This is a genomic window from Parviterribacter multiflagellatus, from assembly GCF_056863265.1.
Map to the genome: position 1 here is coordinate 74,942 of NZ_JBXPIZ010000005.1, position 16,546 is coordinate 91,487.

At 73.6% G+C, this 16,546-nt stretch carries 24 protein-coding genes and 1 riboswitch; of the genes, 13 read left to right on the forward strand and 11 right to left on the reverse strand.

The window, feature by feature from the left end; translation table 11 throughout:
• Positions 1 to 8: 8 nt before the first annotated feature.
• The 5 genes from AC1UE5_RS11870 to thiE all read right to left on the reverse strand — a co-directional run bounded on the left by AC1UE5_RS11870 (position 9) and on the right by thiE (position 3,449).
• Positions 9 to 263: a hypothetical protein gene (locus tag AC1UE5_RS11870; protein WP_482923479.1), complete on the reverse strand. Its 255-nt coding sequence runs from the start codon at positions 261 to 263 to the stop codon at positions 9 to 11.
• 77 nt (positions 264 to 340) lie between these two features.
• The gene (locus AC1UE5_RS11875) at positions 341 to 883 is read right to left on the reverse strand and encodes a DsbA family protein (RefSeq protein WP_482923482.1); all 543 of its coding nucleotides are present in this window, start codon (positions 881 to 883) and stop codon (positions 341 to 343) included.
• A 7-nt stretch (positions 884 to 890) separates the two neighbouring features.
• Positions 891 to 2,267 (reverse strand): dihydrolipoyl dehydrogenase, encoded by a 1,377-nt coding sequence (gene lpdA / locus AC1UE5_RS11880; protein ID WP_482923485.1) that lies wholly within the window; start codon positions 2,265 to 2,267, stop codon positions 891 to 893.
• A gap of 12 nt (positions 2,268 to 2,279) precedes the next feature.
• The gene (locus AC1UE5_RS11885; RefSeq protein WP_482923488.1) at positions 2,280 to 2,813 is read right to left on the reverse strand and encodes a hypothetical protein; all 534 of its coding nucleotides are present in this window, start codon (positions 2,811 to 2,813) and stop codon (positions 2,280 to 2,282) included.
• Between the two features lie 3 nt (positions 2,814 to 2,816).
• Entirely contained in the window at positions 2,817 to 3,449 is a 633-nt protein-coding gene (gene thiE, locus AC1UE5_RS11890; RefSeq protein ID WP_482923490.1) for a thiamine phosphate synthase, read from the reverse strand.
• A 5-nt stretch (positions 3,450 to 3,454) separates the two neighbouring features.
• Positions 3,455 to 3,563: riboswitch (TPP riboswitch) on the forward strand.
• Here thiE and thiO point away from each other — a divergent pair.
• The 5 genes from thiO to AC1UE5_RS11915 all read left to right on the forward strand — a co-directional run bounded on the left by thiO (position 3,554) and on the right by AC1UE5_RS11915 (position 7,092).
• The gene (gene thiO, locus AC1UE5_RS11895) at positions 3,554 to 4,633 is read left to right on the forward strand and encodes a glycine oxidase ThiO (protein WP_482924228.1); all 1,080 of its coding nucleotides are present in this window, start codon (positions 3,554 to 3,556) and stop codon (positions 4,631 to 4,633) included. Its footprint overlaps the riboswitch before it by 10 nt.
• Positions 4,630 to 4,839, forward strand: a complete 210-nt coding sequence (gene thiS, locus AC1UE5_RS11900) for a sulfur carrier protein ThiS (protein ID WP_482923492.1) — start codon at positions 4,630 to 4,632, stop codon at positions 4,837 to 4,839. The genes thiO and thiS overlap by 4 nt, the downstream gene beginning before the upstream one ends.
• 10 nt (positions 4,840 to 4,849) lie before the next feature.
• Positions 4,850 to 5,638, forward strand: coding sequence for a thiazole synthase (locus AC1UE5_RS11905; protein ID WP_482923494.1), 789 nt, complete (start codon positions 4,850 to 4,852; stop codon positions 5,636 to 5,638).
• Positions 5,635 to 6,111: an ester cyclase gene (locus AC1UE5_RS11910; RefSeq protein WP_482923497.1), complete on the forward strand. Its 477-nt coding sequence runs from the start codon at positions 5,635 to 5,637 to the stop codon at positions 6,109 to 6,111. The genes AC1UE5_RS11905 and AC1UE5_RS11910 overlap by 4 nt, the downstream gene beginning before the upstream one ends.
• A gap of 45 nt (positions 6,112 to 6,156) precedes the next feature.
• The gene (locus AC1UE5_RS11915) at positions 6,157 to 7,092 is read left to right on the forward strand and encodes an exopolyphosphatase (protein ID WP_482923500.1); all 936 of its coding nucleotides are present in this window, start codon (positions 6,157 to 6,159) and stop codon (positions 7,090 to 7,092) included.
• On the opposite strand, the gene AC1UE5_RS11920 is transcribed toward AC1UE5_RS11915, so the two are convergent.
• The 3 genes from AC1UE5_RS11920 to AC1UE5_RS11930 form a co-directional block, all read right to left on the reverse strand.
• Positions 7,089 to 7,739: an SRPBCC domain-containing protein gene (locus AC1UE5_RS11920; RefSeq protein WP_482924230.1), complete on the reverse strand. Its 651-nt coding sequence runs from the start codon at positions 7,737 to 7,739 to the stop codon at positions 7,089 to 7,091. The genes AC1UE5_RS11915 and AC1UE5_RS11920 overlap by 4 nt on opposite strands.
• A complete protein-coding gene (locus AC1UE5_RS11925) occupies positions 7,736 to 8,086 on the reverse strand; it encodes an ArsR/SmtB family transcription factor (RefSeq protein ID WP_482924232.1) in 351 nt (116 codons plus the stop codon). Before AC1UE5_RS11925 ends, AC1UE5_RS11920 begins: the two co-directional genes overlap by 4 nt.
• Positions 8,087 to 8,151: 65 nt before the next feature.
• The gene (locus AC1UE5_RS11930; RefSeq protein WP_482923503.1) at positions 8,152 to 8,463 is read right to left on the reverse strand and encodes an EthD family reductase; all 312 of its coding nucleotides are present in this window, start codon (positions 8,461 to 8,463) and stop codon (positions 8,152 to 8,154) included.
• Positions 8,464 to 8,602: 139 nt separating this feature from the next.
• Between AC1UE5_RS11930 and AC1UE5_RS11935 the strand changes: the two genes are divergently transcribed.
• Positions 8,603 to 8,893, forward strand: coding sequence for a winged helix-turn-helix transcriptional regulator (locus tag AC1UE5_RS11935; protein ID WP_482923505.1), 291 nt, complete (start codon positions 8,603 to 8,605; stop codon positions 8,891 to 8,893).
• Here the strand turns inward: AC1UE5_RS11935 and AC1UE5_RS11940 are convergent.
• On the reverse strand, positions 8,872 to 9,576 hold the full coding sequence (locus AC1UE5_RS11940) for an endonuclease/exonuclease/phosphatase family protein (protein ID WP_482923507.1): 705 nt from the start codon (positions 9,574 to 9,576) through the stop codon (positions 8,872 to 8,874). The genes AC1UE5_RS11935 and AC1UE5_RS11940 overlap by 22 nt on opposite strands.
• A 13-nt stretch (positions 9,577 to 9,589) precedes the next feature.
• Here AC1UE5_RS11940 and argF point away from each other — a divergent pair, with 13 nt between their 5' ends.
• Genes argF through rlmD form a run of 4 tightly spaced genes read left to right on the forward strand, consistent with a single transcriptional unit; the run spans position 9,590 to position 12,760 of the window.
• Positions 9,590 to 10,468 (forward strand): ornithine carbamoyltransferase, encoded by an 879-nt coding sequence (gene argF, locus AC1UE5_RS11945; protein ID WP_482923509.1) that lies wholly within the window; start codon positions 9,590 to 9,592, stop codon positions 10,466 to 10,468.
• Positions 10,469 to 10,478: 10 nt separating this feature from the next.
• Positions 10,479 to 10,820 carry a c-type cytochrome gene (locus tag AC1UE5_RS11950; protein WP_482923511.1) on the forward strand — a complete coding sequence of 114 codons (342 nt, stop codon included), beginning with the start codon at positions 10,479 to 10,481 and terminating at the stop codon, positions 10,818 to 10,820.
• A gap of 11 nt (positions 10,821 to 10,831) precedes the next feature.
• On the forward strand, positions 10,832 to 11,356 hold the full coding sequence (locus AC1UE5_RS11955; RefSeq protein ID WP_482923513.1) for a hypothetical protein: 525 nt from the start codon (positions 10,832 to 10,834) through the stop codon (positions 11,354 to 11,356).
• Positions 11,357 to 11,398: 42 nt separating this feature from the next.
• Entirely contained in the window at positions 11,399 to 12,760 is a 1,362-nt protein-coding gene (rlmD, locus tag AC1UE5_RS11960) for a 23S rRNA (uracil(1939)-C(5))-methyltransferase RlmD (protein WP_482923515.1), read from the forward strand.
• Between the two features lie 172 nt (positions 12,761 to 12,932).
• On the opposite strand, the gene AC1UE5_RS11965 is transcribed toward rlmD, so the two are convergent.
• A complete protein-coding gene (locus tag AC1UE5_RS11965) occupies positions 12,933 to 13,469 on the reverse strand; it encodes a TetR/AcrR family transcriptional regulator (RefSeq protein ID WP_482923517.1) in 537 nt (178 codons plus the stop codon).
• Between the two features lie 73 nt (positions 13,470 to 13,542).
• Between AC1UE5_RS11965 and AC1UE5_RS11970 the strand changes: the two genes are divergently transcribed.
• From AC1UE5_RS11970 to AC1UE5_RS11980, 3 genes are read left to right on the forward strand one after another with little or no spacing between them, the layout of a single operon-like run.
• A complete protein-coding gene (locus AC1UE5_RS11970) occupies positions 13,543 to 14,106 on the forward strand; it encodes a DUF2867 domain-containing protein (protein WP_482923519.1) in 564 nt (187 codons plus the stop codon).
• Between the two features lie 47 nt (positions 14,107 to 14,153).
• Positions 14,154 to 14,714, forward strand: a complete 561-nt coding sequence (locus AC1UE5_RS11975) for an RNA polymerase sigma factor (RefSeq protein WP_482923521.1) — start codon at positions 14,154 to 14,156, stop codon at positions 14,712 to 14,714.
• Positions 14,699 to 15,967, forward strand: a complete 1,269-nt coding sequence (locus AC1UE5_RS11980) for a hypothetical protein (RefSeq protein ID WP_482923523.1) — start codon at positions 14,699 to 14,701, stop codon at positions 15,965 to 15,967. Before AC1UE5_RS11975 ends, AC1UE5_RS11980 begins: the two co-directional genes overlap by 16 nt.
• Here AC1UE5_RS11980 and AC1UE5_RS11985 read toward each other — a convergent pair.
• Positions 15,964 to 16,524, reverse strand: coding sequence for a helix-turn-helix domain-containing protein (locus tag AC1UE5_RS11985; RefSeq protein WP_482923526.1), 561 nt, complete (start codon positions 16,522 to 16,524; stop codon positions 15,964 to 15,966). The two genes, AC1UE5_RS11980 and AC1UE5_RS11985, sit on opposite strands and share 4 nt — an antisense overlap.
• Between the last annotated feature and the right edge of the window lie 22 nt (positions 16,525 to 16,546).

The following is a 16,546-nucleotide window of genomic DNA, read 5'->3' on the forward strand; positions in this document are numbered from 1 at the left end:
TAGCGCCGCTAGAAGTCGAAGTCGCGCGCGCCGGGCGACTGCACGTCGGCGACCTTCGCCGCCGCGGCCATCGCCTCGCGGGCGGCACGGCGCGACGTCTGCGCGGCGCCGGTGAGCCGCTGGCGCGGCACCTCGTCGGCGATGCCCGACAGGCGCTCGGCGGCCTCGGCCAGCTTCAGCTGGCTCGCGGACAGGGTCTCCAGCGCGGCGGCGAGCCGGGCGAGCGGATCGTTCGAGTTGGTATCGGGGGTGCTGGCTTCCATGCTGCAGCCACCCTACCCCTGCATCCGGGGCGAGGAAAGCCCTCTTGGCGCGGCCCCGCGAAGTTGGACGCGCGCGCTCACGACGCCGCGGCGTCCAGACGCCCGTGCACGACGCCCGATCCCGTCCACAGGGCGGGCACCGACGTCACGCCCCGCTCACGCGCCAGCGCCGTCGCCTCCTCGAGCCGCCGCCGGACGGCCGCGGTCTCCGCGCCGACGAGCAGCGCGCGCGGGTGCGTCTCGACCGCCGCCGCGGCGATCATGACGTTCTCGACGACGTCCAGCGCCCGCCCGCCGCAGAACGCCTGGCGGAACGCGGCCAGCGCGAACCCGACGACCTTCCCGCCGCCCTTGAGGAACGTCGCGGCGCGGTTGGCCAGGTTGGGGTCGTAGGGGAAGGGCTCCGGCCACACGACCGGCTGGAGCCCCGCGTCGGCCGCGGCCCGCGCGAGGTCCTCGCGGAACGCGTCCTCCTCGGCGGCGCAGCGGAACGCCGCGTCGAACGGCATCGACACCGGGATCCACTCGCACGGCTGCGGCACCACCGCGAGCACCTGCTCGGCGGCGAGCCAGCACTCCGGCGAGGAGAGGTCGAAGTAGAACGCCCTCTCCTCGCTCATCGGCGCGCTACCCGTGGACGAGCCAGCCGTCGGCGTCGCGGGCGGCCTCCATGACCGCCTCGGACAGCGTCGGGTGGCCGTGGACGATCCGCGCGACCTCGGCGTAGCCGCCCTCGAGGGCGCGCACGTTGACCAGCTCCTGGATGAGCTCGGTCGCGCGCGTGCCGACGATGTGGCCGCCGAGCAGCTCGCCGTACTTGCGCTCGCCGATCACCTTGATCAGGCCGGCGCGGTCGCCGTAGACCGTGCCGGCGCCGACCGCGCCGTACTGCAGCTTGCCGACGACGACGTCGTAGCCGGCGTCGCGCGCCTGCTGCTCGGTCAGGCCGAACGAGCCGACGTTGGGCGTGCAGAACGTCGCGCGCGGGACGTCGACGTAGGCGATCGGGTGCGTGGAGCGGCCGGCGATGTCCTCGGCGGCGATGATGCCCTCGTCGGACGCCTTGTGGGCGAGCGCCGGGCCGGGGACGATGTCGCCGATCGCGTAGATGCCCTTGGCCGTCGTGCGCAGCGCGCCGTCGACCTTGATGAGCCCGCGCTCGTCGAGCTGCACGCCCGCGCCGTCGAGGCCCAGCGCCTCGATGTCCGGCCCGCGTCCGGCCGCGATGACGAGCCACTCGACCTCGTGGTCCTCGCCGCCCGCGGTGAACGTCACCGACGCGTCCTTCGACACGACGTTCTCCACGAACGTCTTCGTCGTGACCTTCATGCCCTGCTTCTTCAGCCCGCGCTCGACGAGCTTGGAGATGTCCGGGTCCTCGGTCGGGAGGACGCGGTCGAGCCCCTCGAAGAGCTTGACCTCGACGCCGAAGCGCGCGTAGGCCGACGCGATCTCCGCGCCCGACGCGCCCGCGCCGACGACGGCCAGCGACTTCGGCAGCTGCTCGAACGCCCAGGCCTCCTCGGTGCCGATCACGCGGCCGCCGAACTGCGTGCCGGGAATCGGGCGCTTGACCGAGCCGGTGGCGATGATGACGCTCTTGGCCTCGTACTCCGTGCCCGCGACGACGACGTTGCCGCCCGCGGTCAGCGAGCCCTCGCCCTCGATCACGTCGACGCCGTTCTTCTTGAACAGGCCGGTGACGCCGCCCGTCAGCGTCTTGATGACCTTGAGCCGGCGCTCGTTGATCGCGCCGAAGTCGATCGTCGGCTCGCCGGCGACGGTGATCCCGAAGTCCGAGGCCTCGCGGACCTCGGTCAGGATGTCGGCCGAGCGCAGCACGGCCTTGGCGGGGATGCAGGCGTAGTTCAGGCACCGCCCACCGACGACGCTGTCCTTCTCGACGACGGCGGTCTTCAGACCCAGCTGGGCGGCGCGGATCGCCGCGACATAGCCACCCGGGCCGGACCCGATGACGATGCAGTCGTAGGAGCTCTCGGCCATAGGCGGAGAAAGCTATCGCGCAGGCATCTGGAGCCGTGCTAGGGCGCGCACGAGCTTCCAGAAGAGCCACCCGCCGAACACGAGCACGGTGAGGCACAGCACGACCGCGAGGAGGTTCGACGCGAGGGGGAGCGAGAGGCCCGCGATGACGAGCGTGACGCCGAGCAGCGCCTGGAAGCCGATCACCGCCCAGTACTTGGCCTTCCACATGAAGTAGCCGGCCGTCCACGCGACGAGGGCGAACGCGATCGTGTCGACCCAGGGCGAACGGCCGGTGTTCTCGTCGTCGGCGACCTCGACGCCCGCGGCGAGCAGGCCGATGTTCACGAACCCGAGCGTGAACGCGACGATCGCGGCGACGGTGACCGCGCCGGGGCGCTCGCCGGGCTTCAGCGGCTCGAGCGACTGGCGGATCGCCTCGTTGCGCTGCTCCGACCGCGCGTAGCCCCGCCGCATCGCCGCGTTCCGGTCGGGCTCGGGCGGCCCGTCCGGAGTGCCGGGCACGCCGATGCCGGCCCCGCGCGGCTTGCGCGTCCGCTTGCCCATGCGTCAGGCGACCTCGTCGATCATGCGGCGGAGCGTACGCGCAGCGGCCTCGGGGTCGTCGGCTTCCGCGATCGCGCGCACGACGACGATGCGCCGCGCGCCCGCGTCGAGCACCGCGCGCGTCGTCGCGTGGTCGAGCCCGCCGATGGCGAACCAGGGGCGATCCGAGGCGGTCCGCGCCGCGTGCTCGATCGGCCCGAGCCCGACGGCCGGACGGCCCTGCTTGGTCGGCGTCGCGTGGACGGGCCCGACCGCGAAGTAGTCGACGTCCGCGGTGCGCGCGCCGTCGACCTGGACGTTGGAGTGGGTGGAGAGCCCGACGACCCGCGCCGCGCCGACCGCCGCGCGCGCCTCGTCCACCGGCGTGTCGTCCTGCCCGACGTGCACGCCGTCCGCGCCGCACGCCTCCACGAGGTCGGGCCGGTCGTTGAGGATGAACGTCGCGCCGACCTCGTCGCAACACGCGCGCGCGACCTCCGCGTGCCGCAGCACGACGTCGTCCGGCGCGTCCTTCTCGCGCAGCTGGAAGAGGTCGACTCCGCCGGCGAGCGCGGGACGCAGCACGTCCTCCAGCGCACGCCCCCCCGGCCGGGCGCCGCAGACGAAGTAGAGGCGGGCATCACGCAGATCTGGCACTACGCTGAGGGTGACACGGGAGCCCGCGACGCCGGGCTGAGAGGGCGCATCCAGCGCCGACCGTCACCACCTGATCCGGGTCATGCCGGCGAAGGGAGCAAGCCCTGACCGACACCTCGTCACCATCCCAAGACCTCGCCGTCGTCGGCGGTGGGCTGATCGGGCTCTCGATCGCCTGGCGTGCCGCGCAGGCCGGTCTGCGGACGGTGCTGCTGGAGCGCGAGGCCGAGCTGGGCCTGGGCGCGTCGTACTACGCGGCGGGCATGCTGGCGCCGGTGAGCGAGGCGGAGATCGGCCACGCCGGCCTGCTCGAGGACGGCCTCGCCGCCGCGGCGATGTGGCCGGCGTTCGCGAAGGAGCTCGGCGTGCCGCTCCACACCGAGGGGACGCTCCACGTCGCGCGCGACCTCGACGAGGCGGTCGCGCTGGAGCGCGAGCTGGCGTTCCGCGAGCGGCAGGAGCTCCCGGTCCAGCGCGTGCTCCCGTCCGACGCGCGCAAGATGGAGCCGGGCCTCGCGCCGAACATCCGCGTCGCGCTCCACGTCGCCGACGAGCACGCGGTCGACCCGCGCGCGGTCGTCGAGGCGCTCGAGCAGCAGGCCCGCGACGCGCGCGTGCGGCTCAACCTCAACGCGCCGGTCACCGCGATCGCGCACGGCAACGGGTTCGCCGAGCCGCAGACCCAGGACGGTCGCAGCCTCCGTGCGCGGATGGTCGTGCTCGCCGGCGGCGCCTGGTCGCCCGCCCTCATGCCCGGGCTCGAGGTCCGGCCGGTGAAGGGCCAGATCCTGCGCCTGCGCGACCCCGGCCACGCCACCAACGGCCCGCTGGTCACGCGCGTCCTGCGGTTCGCCGGCGGCTACCTCGTCCCGCGCGGCGACGGCCGTTACGTGCTCGGCGCGACCGTCGAGGACAAGGGCTTCGACCAGACCGTCACGGCCGGCGGCGTCTACGAGCTGCTGCGCGACGCGACCGAGCTCGTGCCCGGCATCTCCGAGCTCGTCATCGAGGAGAGCGGCGCGGGCCTGCGCCCCGGCTCCCCCCAGAACCTGCCGATCGTCGAGCGCCGCGGCCGCGTGCTCGTCGCGACCGGCCACTACCGCAACGGCGTCCTGCTCGCCCCGCTCACGGCGCAGCGCGTCGTCGAGCAGATCACCAACGACTCCACCACGGTGCACGCATGACCACCATCTCGCTCAACGGCGAGCCCAAGACGATCGCCGAGGGCACGACCGTCACGGACCTGCTCGGCACGCTCGACGTGCCGCCCGAGGGGCGCGGCGTCGCGGTCGCGATCGACGCGGAGGTCGTGCCGCGCGGCGCGTGGCCGCAGACGGCGCTGGCCGACGGCGCCGAGGTCGAGGTCGTCACCGCCATCCAGGGAGGCTGAACCCACACCCATGGCCACCACCGCCGCCGCCCCGCTCACCATCGCGGACCGCACGTTCTCCTCGCGCCTGATCCTCGGCACGGGCGGCTTCCCGTCGCTCGATCTGCTGGAGCAGGCGATCGCCACCACCGAGACGGACATGGTCACGGTCGCGCTGCGGCGCATCGACGCCGCGGGCCGCACCGGCCTGGTCGAGGTGCTCGACCGCACCGGCGTCGCCGTCCTCCCCAACACGGCGGGGTGCTTCACCGCGCGCGACGCGGTGCTCACGGCCAAGCTCGCCCGCGAGGCGTTCGAGACGCACTGGATCAAGCTCGAGGTGATCGGGGACGAGCGGACGCTGCTGCCCGACGCGGTGGAGCTGATCGGCGCGGCGGAGGAGCTGGTCGCCGACGGCTTCACGGTCCTGCCCTACACGACCGACGACCCGATCCTCGCCCGTCGCCTGGAGGACGTGGGCTGCGCGGCGGTGATGCCGCTCGGCTCGCCGATCGGCTCGGGCATGGGCATCCGCAACCCGTACAACATCGCGCTGATCGTCGAGCAGGCGAAGGTGCCGGTCGTCCTCGACGCCGGCGTCGGCACCGCGTCCGACGCCACGCTCGCGCTGGAGCTGGGCTGCGACGCGGTGCTCACCGCGAGCGCCATCAGCCGCGCGGAGGACCCGGTCGCGATGGCGCGGGCGATCAAGCTCGCCGTCGAGGCGGGCGCGCTGGCCCGCGGGGCGGGGCGCATCCCGCGCCGGCTGTACGCCGAGGCGTCCACGACGCACGAAGGGCTGCCACAGTTCGGGGCGTGACCACCGACGAGCTGCTGGACGCCTTCCAGGCCGCATGGTCGGAGCGCGACCCCGGCGCCTTCCACGAGGTCTGCACGAGCGACGTCCACTACGAGGACCCGCTCACCAAGCCGCTGACCGGCCCCGACGCGCTCGGCCGGCACGCGCAGCAGCTGTGGGCCGGCTTCCCCGACGCGCGCGTGGAGACGACCGGCCCGCGGATGGTCAACGGCGCGCACGTCAGCGCGCCGCTGAAGGTCGTGGCCACGCACCGCGGCGAGCTGGAGGGCCTCCCGCCGACCGGCAAGTTCCTCGTGCTCCAGGCCGTCGTCGTCGCCGAGCGCCACCCGGACAACGGCCTGCTGTGGCGCGTGCGGACGTTCTTCGACGCGTACGACGCGGGCGTGAAGCTCGGCGTGCTGCCCGAGCGGGGCTCGATGAGCGGCAAGGCGCTGCTCATGCTGCGCGGGTTCGGGTTGCGGGCCCGGGGGTGAGCGTTGAGCGCTAAGGATCGCCACGGTTCTGCCGAAGATCCGGTCATGGCATCCACCGCGACCACGCATCGTCTCGTCACCCGCTCCGACTTCGACGGTCTGGTCTGCGCTGCCCTGCTCAAGAAGCTGGGGATGCTCGAGGACATCCTGTTCGTGCACCCGAAGGACATGCAGGACGGCAAGGTCGACCTGCGCCCGACGGACATCACCACGAACCTGCCGTACAACCCGGGCGTCCACCTCGCGTTCGACCACCACCACTCCGAGGAGGAGCGGGTCGGGAAGGACAACCCGAACCAGGTGCTCCTCGCCGCCGACAGCGCCGCGCGCGTCGTCTACGAGTACTTCGGCGGGCGCGAGACGTTCGGCACCGAGCCGTGGGACGAGATCCTCGAGGCGGTCGACAAGGCCGACGCCGCGAAGTTCTCGCAGGACGAGATCCTCGACCCGAACGGCTGGATCCTCCTCTCGTTCCTCATGGACCCGCGCACGGGCCTGGGGCGCTTCCGCGACTTCCGGATCTCCAACTACCAGCTGATGATGCAGCTGATCGACGCCTGCACCGAGATGAGCGTCGGCGAGATCCTCGACTCCCCGGACGTCGCCGAGCGCGTCCACCTGTACCGCGAGCACGCCGTCCTGGCCGTGCGCCAGATCCGCACCCGCGCGGTGCTGGAGGGCGACGTCGTGGTGCTCGACCTCCGTGACGAGGAGGTCATCCACCCGACGAACCGCTTCGTCATCTACGCGCTGTTCCCGCAGGCCCGCGTCTCGATCCACGTCATGTGGGGCCGCGAGAAGCAGAACACCGTCTTCGCCTGCGGCAAGTCGATCATCGACCGCACCTCGCCCGCCGACATCGGCTCGCTGATGCTCGAGCACGGCGGCGGCGGCCACGAGGCCGCCGGCACCTGCCAGGTGGCGAACGACGAGGCCGAGCGCGTGTTGCCCGAGCTCGTCGCCCGCCTGCGCGGCGTCTAGACCGCCGGCAGCTCCTCGCCCGTGTAGAACGCGGCGGTCCGCGCGGCCGCCTCGCGTGCCGCGTCCGCGTCCTCACCTGACGCGGCCGCCGCGGCGCCCCAGCCCTCCGCGCTGCCGCGGATGAGCGCCTTGCCCTCGGGCGACTGCGCGAGCTGCTCCTCGCTCTGCGCCGGACGCGGCTCGCCGGACTCCAGGTGCAGGCTGAGGCCGAGCAGGCCCAGCTCCCACCCGACGCCGACCGCGCCCGGCCCGTACTGCGCCCAGTGGCCGCCGTCCTCCAGGCCCATCCGGTGGACGAGCTTCAGCTCGGTGCGGCCGTCGTCCAGCGGCGTGAAGGTCACGTCGATCCAGCTCAGCGCCGGCCCGAACTCCCACGTCGCGGCGAACGAGCGCGGCGGGTCGCAGGCGGTGATCGTGCCGCCCGCGTTGCCTTCCAGCTGGTAGCGCCCGCCCTCGCGCAGCTCGCCGCTGACGGGGAGGAACCAGCGCGGGATGCGCTGGGCGTTCGTGCACGCGTCGAACAGGTCGGCCTGGTCGGTGGCGTAGGCCCGCGTGATCGTGACGACCCGGCCGGGCTCGCCGGTGGGGATCGTCGCGCTGCCCACCCCGCGTCCGACCGCGTCGATCTCGTGGGTGACGTCCATCAGGTGCTCTCCTCGTCGCTGTTGAGCCGGCGTCGCCGCTTGCCGCGCGCGATCTCGGTCTCCAGCGCGTCGAGCGGCGGACCCCAGAAGCGGCGGAAGCGGTCGATCCACGCGTCCACGTCCTGCAGCGGCTCGGGGTCCACGGCGTAGAGCCGTCGCGCGCCCTCGGGCCGCACGGTCGCGAACCCCGCCTCGCGCAGCACCTTCAGGTGGCGCGAGACCGCGGGCTGCGTGATCCCGAACTCCTCCACCACCACCGCCGTGATCTGCCCCGCGGTCCGCTCGCCGTCGGCGAGCAGCTCGAGGATGCGGCGGCGGACCGGGTCGCCCAGGACGTCGAACGCGTGCATCGCGGCGGAGGATATCACGCTAGGCTTATATAACGCCAGACGAATTCACGCTGGCCTGGTCTGCCTCAGCCGGTGCCGTCTTGCACCGCGTAGTCGAGGACGACCACACCGCCGGTGGCGTAGTTGGCGACGTCCGCGGCCACCCGCCGGCCCTGCGGCGACGCCCGCGCGGCGGCCAGGGCAGCGGCGTCCTCGAAGTCGCCTTCGAAGACCGCGAAGTACGGCGCTTCTCCCTCGGTCGCTGCCACGTCGAAGCTGTAGCGCCACGCGAGCAGGCCGGGCATGTCCATCACCAGCGGCAGGTGGGTGCGTACGTAGTGGTCGCGGAAGTGCTCTGGGTCGGCCGGCTCGGGATACAGGACCAGCAGCTTGTGCATGACGACCTCCGTTCGGTGTTTCGGAATAAGAAACAGGAGGGGCCGATGCTAGTGTTTCGAATAACGAAACGCAAGGAGGATCATGCCGACTCCGCGCCCAGGAACGCCGGTTCGTGGATCGACCACCGGCCGTCCGATCATGGCCGCGATGGATCTCCTCGGCCGCCGGTGGGCGCTGCGCATCCTCTGGGAGCTGCGTGCGGGCCCCCTCGGTGCGCGTGCGCTGCTGGCGCGCTGCGAAGGTCTGTCGTCCAGCGTCCTCTACCAGCGGCTGCGCGAGCTCACGTCGAGCGGGATCATCGCCCCCTCCGCCGAGGGATACGAGCTCACGCGGCTGGGGGCCGCCCTCGGAGACGCCCTCCGACCGCTCGACGAATGGGCGGACGCCTGGGCACAGGAGCAGCACGATCAGGGCCCTGCGAAGGCATGACGGTCGACCCGCTCGAGCTCCGCCAGCACCGGCCGGTGGTCCGACAGCGGGCCGGCGTCGAGCACCTGCCCGCGGCCCGCGCGCGCCAGCCCGCGGGCGTAGAGGTGGTCGACGCCGTGCCACGAGATGTGCGTGAGGTCGGGCAGGACGGCGTCCGGGTCGGGGATGTTGAGGTCGCCGCCGAGCACCGCGGCCGGGGCGCCGGTGGACCAGCGCGCGAGCGCGCGGGCGGCGATCCGCAGGTCCTCCTCCGTCCGCGCGCGCGGCTCCTGCTTGGAGGCGTGGAGGTTCATCACCCAGGTCCCGTCGGCCAGCTTCACCGCGTGCGCGACGCGGCGCTCGGGCGTGCGCGTCAGCTCGACGTGCTTGTGGTCGAGCGGCGGGGCGCCGCCCCGGACGAGGATCGCGTTGCAGCCGCCGCCCTCGCTCTTCATGAGGTCGGGGAAGCGCTGCGCGAGGAGCCTGCGCAGGGGCAGGAGCTGGTTGCGGCTCGTGAGCGCGCTGCGGGCGGAGGCCTGGCACGCCCGGCCCAGCGGCGCCGGCCACCAGGGCGGCACCTCCTGGAGCAGCGCGACGTCCCAGTCCCATCCGGCGAGCGCGGCGGAGAACTCCGGCAGCAGCTCGCGCGCCGCCGGCTGCGAGGCGTACCGGCCGTGGAAGAGGTTCCAGGTGAGCACCTTCATACTCAGGCGCACCTTGCCACGTCACTTCCTCACCGGCGACGAGCTCACCCGCGACGAGCTCCTCGCCCTGCTCGACCGCGCCGCGCAGCTCAAGCGCGAGCCGCTCGCCTCCCGCGCGCTGGAGGGCCGCTCCGTCGCGCTCCTGTTCGAGAAGCCGTCGACCCGCACGCGCCTGTCCTTCGAGGCGGGCGTCTTCGAGATGGGCGGCCACCCGCTGATCCTCAAGCCGGGCGAGCTGCAGATCTCGCGCGGCGAGTCGATCCGCGACACCGCGCTCGTCTTCTCCCGCCACGTCGCCGCGATCGGCGTCCGCACCCACGCCGACGCGATGCTCGAGGAGCTGGCCCAGCACGCCGGCGTCCCCGTCTTCAACATGCTGTCCGAGCTGCACCACCCGGTGCAGGCGCTCGCGGACCTGCTGACGCTGCAGGAGACGTTCGGCCGGCTGGAGGGCCTGAAGGTCGCGTACGTCGGCGACGGCAACAACGTCGCGCGGTCGCTGGCGGTCGTCGGCGCGAAGGCCGGCGTGGACGTGTGGATCGCGTCGCCGGCGGGCTACCAGCTCGAGGACGAGGTTCCCGCGACGCTCGTGTCCGAGCCGGAGGCGGCGGCCGACGGCGCGCACGCGATCTACGCGGACGTGTGGGTCTCGATGGGCGACGAGGAGACCGCCGACGAGCGCCGCCGCGCGCTCGCGCCGTTCCAGATCGACGACGCGCTGCTCGACCGCGGCGCCGAGGGCTGCGTGGCGCTGCACTGCCTTCCGGCGCATCCCGGCGAGGAGATCACGGCGGAGGTCCTGTACGGCCCGCGCCAGCGCGTCTGGGACGAGGCGGAGAACCGCCGCCACGCCCAGAAGGCGCTTCTCGAACTGCTCCTGGCAGGGGAGTAGGGTGCGGTCCATGAGCGGGTCCTCGAAGGCAGCAGCGTTCTTCGCGTGCGCCGCGCTCGCGTTCGGTGCGGCGGCGTGCGGCGGCGACGACAACGGAGACGGGGGAGGCGGCGGCGGGAACGCGGCGTCCGACCCGGCCGGGACGTTCGCGTCGACGTGTGGGAACTGCCACACGCTCGGCGCGGCGAACACGAGCGGCCAGGTCGGGCCGAACCTCGACGACCTCGGGCCGGACAAGGCGACCGTGCTGAAGGCCATCGAGGAGGGCCCCGGCGTGATGCCGAACGGGCTGCTGACGGGCGCCGACGCGGACGCCGTCGCGACGTACGTCGCGGACAACGCGGGCAAGTAACCTCCGGCCGCATGGCCCAGCCACGCCAGCCCGCGGCAGGCGCCTCCACCCCGGACGAGGACGCGCGCTCGACGCTCGCGTCCGTCCGGGAGCTCCTCGCCAAGTCGCTGATGCTCCCGAGCGATCGCATCCGCGAGACGCTCGACGACGCGGTGACGCGCGGGCGCATCACGCGCGACGACGCGGAGGAGCTGGTCGACCGGCTCGTCGCGCTGGGGCGCCAGCAGACCGAGGACGCGCTCGCGCGGCTCGAGGGGCTCGCGGGGGCGCCGGTGCGCGCGTCGGACAAGGCGCGCGGGGCGGTGCGCAAGCCGCCCGGCGCCGACCGCGTGCTGCGCGAGGTCGACAAGGTGCGCCGCACGGCGGGGCTCGGCTCCGCGTTCCCCATCAGCGGCTACGACGACCTGACGGCCGCGCAGGTCGTCGCGCGGCTGGCGGACCTCGAGGCGGGCGATCTGCGGCTCGTCGCCGACTACGAGAAGCGCAACGCGAACCGCAAGTCGGTGCTCGCGGCGGTCGAGAAGCAGCTGCGCTGAGGCGCACAGTCGCCGCGGCTCCCGGCGCTACCGTTGGAAGCCATGTCTGCACCAGCTGCCACGAAGCGCCCTGAGCGGGGCCAGGAGCTCGACCTCCGGGTCGAGTCGCTCGCCTACGGCGGGGCCGGCGTCGCGCGGCTGGAGGGGTACGTCGTCTTCGTGTCCGGCGCGGTCCCGGGCGACCGCGTCCGCGCGGTCGTGACCAAGCGCAAGCGCGGGTACGCGGAGGCGCGGACGGTCGAGGTCCTGGAGCCGTCGCCCGATCGCGTCGAGCCGCAGGCGCCCGGCCACCCGGGCGCGTCGTGGCAGGTGCTGCCGTACGAGCAGCAGCTCCGCGTGAAGGCCGAGCAGGTCGAGGACGCGCTGCGGCGCATCGGCAAGCTCGACGGCTTCGAGATGGAGCCGATCATCCCGGCGGTCGACCCGTGGCGGTACCGCAACAAGCTGGAGTACTCGTTCGGGACGTCGGACGACGGCGAGCTGATCTGCGGCTTCCACAAGCCGGGCTCGTGGGAGGACATCGTCCACGTCGAGGACGACCTGCTCGCGTCGGAGGCCGTCAACGCCGCGCGCCGCGAGGTGCTGGAGTGGTGCCGTGCGCAGGGCCTGAGCGCGTACGACCGGCGCTCGCAGGAGGGCTTCCTGCGGAACCTCGTGATCCGCGAGGGGCGCCGGACGGGCGACCTGCAGGTGCGGCTCGTGACGTCCGAGGGCACCTTCGACGACGACGCGTTCGCGGCGGCGGTCAGCGCCGCCGGGACGTTCTGGACGCGCATGCAGGACGTCGGCGAGACGACCGCGGGCGGCGAGACCGACCAGCTCGGCGGCGCGCCGCAGCTGCGCGAGGAGCTCGCCGAGCTGGACTACCGCATCTCCCCGCAGGCGTTCTTCCAGACGAACACCGAGATGGCGGAGAAGCTGTACGCCGTCGCGGTCGAGTACGCGGGCCTGAAGGGCTTCGAGCGCGTCTACGACCTGTACTGCGGCATGGGCACGATCGGCCTGACGCTCGCGCCCCGGGCGGGCGAGGTCTTCGGCCTGGAGGTCGTCGAGGCCGCCGTCGGCGACGCGATCGCGAACGCCAAGCGCAACGGCATCGGCAACGCGAAGTTCTTCGCCGGCGACGTCCGCCTGGCGATGCGTGAGCTCGTCGAGACCGCCGGCAAGCCCGACGTCATCGTCCTCGACCCCCCGCGCGCGGGCCTCTCGCCCAAGATCGTGCGCCGCGTCATCGAGGCCGCGCCTCGCCGGATCGTCTACGTCTCCTGCAACCCGACGACGCTCGCTCCCAACGCGGCGCAGCTCGCCGAGGCCGGGTACGTCCTGAAGAAGGTCCGCCCGGTCGACATGTTCCCGCAGACGCACCACATCGAGTGCGTCGCGGTCCTCGACCGCGCCGACTGATTCGGAGCCCGGCCCGGCCCGCGTCGGCCAGGGCCCGACGGAAACCGACACCTCGTCGTCGCCGTCGCTTCGAGATGACACCTACCGTCGCTGGGCGACGGTCATCGTCATCTCGGCGCCGGCGGATGGTCGAGATGACGGCTTCCGTCGCCCGCGGCGCGGGCCGGCGCCCCTAGGCGTCGAGCAGGCGCTCGAACGCGCGCTGCGCGACCTCGCGGCGGCCGGTGGCCACGAACGGGTGGCCGACGAAGAGGGTGAAGGCGGTGAGCGCGCGGGCCTCGACCTCGTCGCGGTCGGGGACGAGGTCGCCGAAGAGGGCCTGGAGGTAGGCCATGCGGCGCTCGTCCACGCGGCGCAGGCGGCGGCGGACCGCGGGGTCGCGGCGGGCCCAGTCGCGGACGGCGAGGTCGATGCGGAGGATGCGGTCGCCCGCCGACGCGATCGCGAAGAGGCCGCGGAGCCTGGCGCGCGCGTCGCCGCCGCGCTCCTCCACGCGCTGGATGACGTCGTCGACGCCGACCTGCTCCCACGCGTCGAGCATCTCGTCGAGCAGGGCGCGGCGGTCCTTGAAGTGCCAGTAGAAGCCACCCTTGGTGACGCCGAGGGCGGCCGCGAGCGGCTCGATCTTGACGGCGTCCGGCCCGCCGCGCGCGAGCGCCTCGAACCCCTCCTCGATCCAGCTGGTGCGGGGCGTGCGGGGCGCGGCCATGGCGCACATCTTGACGACGCGCCATACGGAAGCGTATGGTGGTCCATACGGCACCGTATGGAAGGAGGGCCGAGTGAGGCTCCCGAGCACCGCACACACGACCCGGCCCTGGCGCATCCACGCGGTCGCCCCGGACTTCCGCGTCGAGGACGTCTGGGCGCTCCCGACCCCCGGCGGAGCGGACGACTTCCCGCTTCTCGTGCAGCGCGCGACGTCGCTCGAGCCCGAGCACGGCGCGGCCGGCCTCGGGCAGCTGCTGTGGGCGATCCGCTGGAAGGTCGGCGCGCTGCTGGGCTGGGACGACGAGGACGCCGACCGCCCGTCGCTGCGGGACCGCGTGCCGGCGGACCTGCGCGGGACGGCCCCGGCGCCCGGCTCGGCCGCGTTCCCCTTCACGCCGCTCTACGTCTGCGACGACGAGTACGCGGCGGAGATCGCCAACGCGACGATGCACGGCGTGCTGCACCTCTCGTGGGTGCCTGACGGCGACCGCTACCGCGGCCAGATGGCCGTTCTGGTCAAGCCCAACGGCGTGCTCGGCCGGCTCTACATGGCCGCGATCAAGCCGTTCCGCTACGCGATCGTCTATCCACAGCTCCTGCGCCGCGTCGAGCGCGACTGGCAGGCCGCGACCTAGGCGCGCGTCGCCGTCACAGGATCCGGCGCCGCGCGCACTTCTCACCAGTGGACGCGCTGGAGCCGATCGACACCGCGGCGGGGTTCGTGGCGCTGTACCGCGCGGAGTCCGAGCGGGTGCTGCTCTTCTGCGCGCGCCGGGTGCTCGACGCGGAGGCCGCGGTCGACCTGACGGCGGAGACGTTCGCGCAGGCGTACCGCGGGCGCCGGCGGTTCAAGGGCACCACGCGGCCGGAGGTGCAGGCGTGGCTCTTCACCATCGCGCGGCGGCAGATCGCGCGGTACCTCGAGCGCGGGCACCGCGACCGGGCGCTGGTCGAACGCGTCGGCATCCACGTTCCGCAGATCGACCCGGGCGAGATCGAGGAGGTCGAGCGGCGGGCCGGCGTGCCCGCGCTGCGGGCGGCGCTCGTCCCCGAGCTGGCGCGGCTGAGCGCCGAGCAGCGCGAAGCGCTCCGGCTCCGGGTCGTCGAGGAGCGCTCGTACGAGGAGATCGCGCAGCGGCTCGAGATCAGCGAGCAGACCGCCCGCGCGCGGGTGTCGCGTGGACTGCGCGCGCTGCAGGAGGCGCTGACGCGCGAGGGGGAGCCGGCATGGCAGAGCCGCTGAAGGTCCTCGACGCGCTCGGCGACGAGCTGGAGCGCATCGCGCTCGCGGACGAGCGGGGCAGCCGCTGGCACGCCGCCCGCCGTCACCGCCCGCGCCGCCGCACCGCGCTGCTCTCGCTGCTGGTCGCGACCGTCGTGAGCGGCGTGGCGATCGCCGCGTCCGGACTGCTGGAGCAGGGCGACCCGGTCCGCCCGCCGCTGTGGACGACGATGAACCCGCAGGCCGGGTACGGCGTCCCGATCGAGCGCACGGCGCGCCTGACCGAGATCCGCGTCGTCGACCCCGACGGCGGCCCCCCGTGGGGCCTGCGCACGGTCACCACGACACGTGGGTTCGGGTGCGTGCAGGTCGGGCGCGTGGTCGACGGGCAGCTCGGGGTGCTCGGCACGGACGGGGCGTTCGGCGACGACCGCCGGTTCCACCCGCTCCCGACCGGCCAGCTCGCGCAGGCGCACTGCGAGCGCCCCGACGACGCGGGCCAGACGTTCATCGCGATCAGCGCGCGCGGCGTCCCTGCGAGCGGCTACCAGGGCGGCTGCTGGTGGCGCGGCTCCACGAGCGCGCCGCCCGGCGCCGCGACCTGCGGTCGCGCGCGGATGCGCGTGCTGTACTTCGGCCTGCTCGGCCCGAAGGCGCGCGCGGTCACGTACCGCGACGATCGCGACGAGATCGCGGTCACGCCGACGGCCGGCCGCGAGGGCGCGTACCTCGTCGTGGTGCGTCCCGACGCGAGGCGCCCCGCCAGCGGCGGCTGGGTCCCGACGTCCTCGCCGGGCAGCGGTCTGACGAGCGTCGAGTACGACGGCGCGCCGACCTGTCGCATCCGCTCCCCACGGTCGATCGGCGGTGCGAAGCTCTGCCCCATGGTCGGCCGCGTCGACCGGCCGCTCGGCAAGGTCACCACCGCCGATGTCGCGTCGCCGATCCTCGTCCGGCGCGGCGGCGAGTTCATCACGCTCACCTTCACCGCCCGCGTCCCGTCGTCGCGCCGCCGCATGTACCTGGCGGAGACGCGCGAGACGGAAGGCGGGGCCCGGTGCCGCGGGAGCGCAGTCCTCAGCCCGGTCGTCGAGGACGTGCGCGCCGGCCAGCAGGTGACGATCCGCGTGGGCGTCAACGGCGTGTGCCGCGGCGCGAAGGCGGGCCGGATCGTCCTCGCGTCGAGCCGGCCGGGCGAGAGCATCGGGATGATGTCGCCGATGCCGGGCGATCCTCTGGTCGGGCGCTTCCGCGTGCCACCCGCCCCGCGCTAGTGGAAGCGGCGCGTCAGCGCGACGAGGTAGCGGACCGGCGCGTCCGTCGGGTTGACGAAGGTGCAGGGCTGTGGGTCGGGCCCGACCTGGAGGCAGTCGCCCACACCGAGCTCGTGCACGGAGGAGCCCTCGACGAACCTCAGCGTGCCGTCGAGGACCCAGAGCTGCTGGTGGATGAACGCGTAGGACTCGGCCGGCATCGGGACCTCCGCGCCGGCGGGCAGGGTGACCTCGATCAGCTCCAGGGGCCGGCCCGCGGGTGGGGAGACCGCGCGGCGCACATAGCCGGTGTCCGGATCGGTCCACGCCGGCTGTTCGTCCCGGCGCACGAGCCGCCCTCCGTCGCCCTCGGCGCGGGCGATGAGGTCGCTCAGCGTCAGGCCGAGCGCCGCCGACAGCTTGCCGAGCAGCGCCGCCGTCGGCTGCGCCTCGCCGCGTTCGACCTTCGAGATCATCGCCCGGGACACCCCCGACAGCGACGCCAGCTCGGCGGTGGAGAGGCCGCGCTCGGTGCGCGCGGCGCGGACGGTCTCGGCGAGGGCGGTGGTCAGATCCACGCGACCACCATAGTGGACGAGG